The 4,668-nt window shown below is 63.8% G+C and carries 4 protein-coding genes, 1 tRNA gene and 1 pseudogene; all 6 read right to left on the bottom strand.

Translation table 11 applies throughout. The annotated features are described in order from the left end of the window. Positions 1–873 (bottom strand): annotated as a pseudogene (locus VJ811_RS17275) (histidine kinase); the annotation flags it as partial. A gap of 105 nt (positions 874–978) precedes the next feature. Next, the gene (locus tag VJ811_RS17270) at positions 979–1,641 is read right to left on the bottom strand and encodes a response regulator transcription factor (RefSeq protein ID WP_037510428.1); all 663 of its coding nucleotides are present in this window, start codon (positions 1,639–1,641) and stop codon (positions 979–981) included. Positions 1,642–1,756: 115 nt separating this feature from the next. After that, positions 1,757–2,065, bottom strand: a complete 309-nt coding sequence (locus VJ811_RS17265) for a hypothetical protein (protein ID WP_324074659.1) — start codon at positions 2,063–2,065, stop codon at positions 1,757–1,759. Between the two features lie 93 nt (positions 2,066–2,158). Then, positions 2,159–2,233, bottom strand: a tRNA-Val gene (locus tag VJ811_RS17260). Positions 2,234–2,417: 184 nt separating this feature from the next. Then, positions 2,418–2,690 carry an HU family DNA-binding protein gene (locus tag VJ811_RS17255; protein ID WP_037510426.1) on the bottom strand — a complete coding sequence of 91 codons (273 nt, stop codon included), beginning with the start codon at positions 2,688–2,690 and terminating at the stop codon, positions 2,418–2,420. Positions 2,691–2,862: 172 nt separating this feature from the next. Then, a partial coding sequence (lon, locus tag VJ811_RS17250; protein WP_324074653.1) for an endopeptidase La occupies positions 2,863–4,668 on the bottom strand: 1,806 nt, incomplete at its 5' end.

Raw genomic sequence — 4,668 nt, 5'->3', positions numbered from 1 at the left:
CTGCGCCGCACCGCGCCGCCCGACCGCGCGCGCGCGCGCGAGGTGGTGGTCGACCTGTCGCTGCATCGTCGCGGCTTCGCGCCGCACCGTCTCGGCGAGCTCCGTATCCGAACTCGTCGCGCTGTTGACGAGCACGGTGAGCGGCGTCTTCAGTGCATGCGCCAGGTTGCCCGCGTGCAGCCGCGCTTCCTCGGCCTGTTTTTCGTTATGCGCGAGCAGCGCATTGAGTTCGTCGACCATCGGCTGCACCTCGAGCGGCAGGGGCGCATCGACGCGGCGGTTCTGCCCGCCGCGCATCGCGGCGATCGCGCGGCGGATGTGGCGGAGCGGCCACAGGCCGTAGAAGGTCTGGAGCGCCGCGAGGATGATGAGGCCAAGCCCGAGCAAGGCGAGGCTGGGGATCAGCGTTTGCCGCACCGCGCCGACCTGTGCATCGAGCGCTTCGCGTGATTGCGCGATCTGATACCGCCAATTGGTCTTGCTGCCCGGCAGGAGGACGTTGCGCTCGAGGATACGCAGTTCCTCGTCGGGGAACTGGGTGCTGTCATAGGTGTGGATCTGGTTATCGATATGCGGGACGGGCGCTTTCAGCGTACGTTCCCACAGCGAGCGCGAGCGATAGGGCTCCTGGTTGCCGCCGCTGATCTGCCAATAGAGCCCGCTATAGGGCTCGAGGAAGCGCTGGTCGCCGAGCGGTTCGACCAGCCGCACTTCGCCATCGGGGCCGATCTCCGACGAGCGGATCATCGCGATCAGCACATATTCGAGGCTCGAATCGAAGTTGCGGGTGATCGCCCCGGTCAGCACGCGATCGAGCGCAAAGCCGCCGCCGATCAGCAGCACCGAAATCCACAGCGCCGCGATCGCGATCATGCGCCGCGCGAGCGAGCCGGTAATCCGGCTGGTCAGCGCCGCAGGTTTTTCCGCCGCGTCCGGGTCCTCTACGGCTGCCGGGGCGACGTCGACTTCCCTCACGGCTTACTGCGGATCGTCGAGCTGATAACCGAGGCCGCGGATCGTGGTGATGATATCGGCGCCCAATTTCTTGCGGATGCGCGTCACGAACACCTCGATCGTGTTCGAATCGCGGTCGAAATCCTGATCATAGATATGCTCGATCAGCTCGGTGCGCGACACGACCTTGCCCTTGTGATGGAGCAGGTACGACAGAAGTTTATATTCCTGCGCGGTCAGCTTCACCGGCTCGCCGGCCAGCGTGACGCGGCCCGAACGCGTGTCGAGGCGCACCGGACCCGCCGTCAGCTCGCTCGACGCATTGCCCGCCGCACGGCGGATCAGCGCGCGCAGCCGCGCGATCAGCTCTTCGGTCTGGAACGGTTTGGCGAGATAATCGTCGGCGCCCGCGTCGAGCCCCGCGACCTTGTCCGACCAGCTATCGCGCGCGGTCAGGACAAGCACCGGAAAATTGCGCTTTTCGCGGCGCCAGCGGTCGAGCACGGTGAGCCCGTCGATTTCGGGCAGGCCGAGGTCGAGGATCGCCGCGTCGTAATTTTCGGTCGAGCCGAGGAAGTGGCCATCCTCGCCATCGGTCGCAAGGTCGACGGCATAGCCCGCGCCCTCCAGCGTCGCCTTCAGCTGCGGGCCCAGCGTGGGTTCGTCTTCGACAATCAAGATCCGCATTCAGGCGCCTTTCCTTTGCGCACCGGGCAGCCCGGCCGCATGTTTAGACTGTGTATCAAGTCCGAACGATCATCGCAAAATCTCGTTGCGCTGAAACATCCGGACTAGTGAAATGTCAGGGTTTGCGTCCCACGATCCGGCCGGTGCGGGCATCGACATAGACGACGACGACCTGGCTGCCGTCCATGAATTTCAGGGCATAGATCATCCGGCCTGCGTCGAACTGCGGGCCGCCGAGATAGGTCATGTCGTTATAGGGCGGGCGCGAACGGACGTCGGCGACCAGCCGATTGAGGGGGATCACCTGTCCCTGCGCCGCCGCTTCGCGCAGATTGTCCTGGTCGCGGTTGCCGCGTGCAGCCGCGGGCGCGCCTGCCGAGAGCAACAGCGCGGAAATGAGGGAAAGGGTCAAAGTGCGGGTCATGGCCGTTTCTCTAACGCGAAAGCATTGAATAGGCGATGAATGGCCGGGTCAGCTCCGGTTTCGGTTTCGGTTTCCGCCATGGCCGAGAAGCCATGGTGGGCGCGACAGGGATTGAACCTGTGACCCCACCCGTGTGAAGGGTGTGCTCTACCGCTGAGCTACGCGCCCGATCGGGGCGGACCAATGGCCCGGCGTCCGAAAGCTGGACGTCCATAGCCGCTGCGCCGGTGATTGCAACGGGCTTTTGCTCAATCTTCACGCACAAACCATCTGGATCTCACCCGGCAGATACAAATCGGGCCGCAGCTTGCGCCACGGCCCGAGATGCATTCACCAGAAGGTGCCGTCGGGCTTAGTTGACGGCGTCCTTAAGAGCCTTGCCGGCCTTGAATTTCGGCTGGTTCGACGCCGCGATGGTCATCGTTTCGCCGGTGCGCGGGTTGCGACCGGTCGATGCCTTGCGCTTGCTGACTGCAAAGGTGCCGAAGCCGACGAGACGAACTTCGCCGCCCTTCTTCAGCGAACCCGTGATCGCGTCGAACACGGCTTCAACCGCTTTGCTCGCGTCACCCTTGGTCAGGCCGCTCGAGTCAGCGACGGCGGCGATCAGGTCTTGTTTGTTCATGCCTAAGGAACCCCTGCATTATGGTTGGTTAAGTGATTCTCATGGCCCGAAGCCATGGCGCGTCACTAACGATGTTTCGACCCGGCTTGTCAAAGCAAAAAAGGGCGCAAAACGCCCCAAAACGTCGATTCTGCGACGAATTTGGGGCGAATTGCCATCCAGTGGCGGCGACTCAGTGCCGAATCGCCGTTTCGGGGTCGCTACCCGGGGGAACCGGCGGCGACGCGGCAAGCTCGTCGGCCTCGGTCCATTCGATCGGCACGACGGGCGACACCAGCGCTTCGGCCAGCACCTGATCGACGTGGCTGACTGGGATGATCTTCAGTCCGCTCGTGATATTCGCCGGAATTTCAACGAGGTCTTTCTCATTTTCTTCGGGGATCAGCACGGTCTTGATGCCGCCGCGCAGCGCCGCGAGCAGCTTTTCCTTCAAGCCCCCGATCGCCAGCACGCGGCCGCGCAGCGTGACTTCGCCGGTCATCGCGACATCGCGGCGCACCGCGATCCCGGTCAGCGTCGAAATCATCGCGGTCACCATGCCGACACCGGCCGACGGGCCGTCCTTCGGCACCGCGCCTTCGGGCAAGTGGATATGGATGTCCTTGCGCGCGAACAGGCTCGGCTTGATGCCATAAGCCGGGGCGCGCGCTTTCACGAACGACAGCGCCGCCTGCACCGATTCGGTCATCACTTCGCCGAGCTTGCCCGTGGTGCGCACCTGCCCCTTGCCCGATGCGGTGACGGCTTCGATCGTCAGCAATTCGCCGCCAACCTCGGTCCATGCCAGCCCCGTGACGGCGCCGACCTGATCCTCCAGATCGCCCATGCCGTGGCGGAATTTGCGCACGCCCGCGAATTCGGAAAGGTTGTCGGGCGTCACAGTGACGCTTTCGGCCTTGCCTTCGAGAATGCGGCGCAGTGCCTTGCGCGCCAGACGCGCAATCTCGCGCTCAAGCGTACGCACGCCGGCTTCGCGGGTGTAATAGCGGATCAGGTCGCGCAGCCCCTCTTCGGTCAGCTCGAATTCGCCGGCCTTCAGGCCGTGCGCCTCGACCTGTTTCGCGATCAGGTGCAGCTTGGCGATCTCGACCTTCTCGTCCTCGGTGTATCCCTCGAGCCGGATGATCTCCATGCGGTCGAGCAGCGCCTGCGGCAGGTTGAGCGAGTTCGCGGTGGTGACGAACATGATGTCGCTGAGGTCGACGTCGACTTCCAGATAATGATCCTGGAATTTGCCATTCTGTTCGGGGTCGAGCACCTCGAGCAGCGCCGAGGCCGGATCGCCGCGGAAATCCTGACCGAGCTTGTCGATCTCGTCGAGCAGGAACAGCGGGTTCATCGTGCCGGCCTTTTTGAGGTTCGTCACGATCTTGCCCGGCAGCGAGCCGATATAGGTGCGGCGGTGGCCGCGGATTTCGGCCTCATCGCGCACGCCGCCCAGCGACTGGCGAATGAACTCGCGCCCGGTCGCCTTGGCGATCGACTTGCCGAGGCTGGTCTTGCCGACGCCCGGAGGGCCGACGAGGCACAGGATCGGCCCCTTCAGCTTGTTGGTGCGCGCCTGGACCGCGAGATATTCGACGATCCGGTCCTTGACCTTTTCGAGCGCATAATGATCGTCGTCGAGAACCTCCTGCGCCTTCGCGATGTCTTTCTTGAGCTTCGACTTCTTGCCCCACGGCAGGCCGATCAGCGTGTCGAGATAGTTGCGGACGACGGTCGCCTCGGCCGACATCGGCGCCATCGCACGCAGCTTTTTCATTTCAGCCTGCGCCTTGGCCTTGGCTTCCTTCGACATTTTGAGGCTGTCGATCTTGAGCTGCAGCTCGGCCAGGTCGTCGCCGCCCTCGCCATTGTCGTTGCCGAGCTCGCGCTGGATCGCCTTCAACTGTTCGTTGAGATAATATTCGCGCTGGCTCTTTTCCATCTGGCGCTTCACGCGGCCGCGGATCTTCTTTTCGACCTGCAGCACGCCGAG

Origin of the sequence: Sphingopyxis sp. (assembly GCF_035250425.1) — a bacterium.
Lineage (GTDB): Bacteria > Pseudomonadota > Alphaproteobacteria > Sphingomonadales > Sphingomonadaceae > Sphingopyxis.
This window is presented reverse-complemented; position numbering and strand designations above follow the sequence as displayed.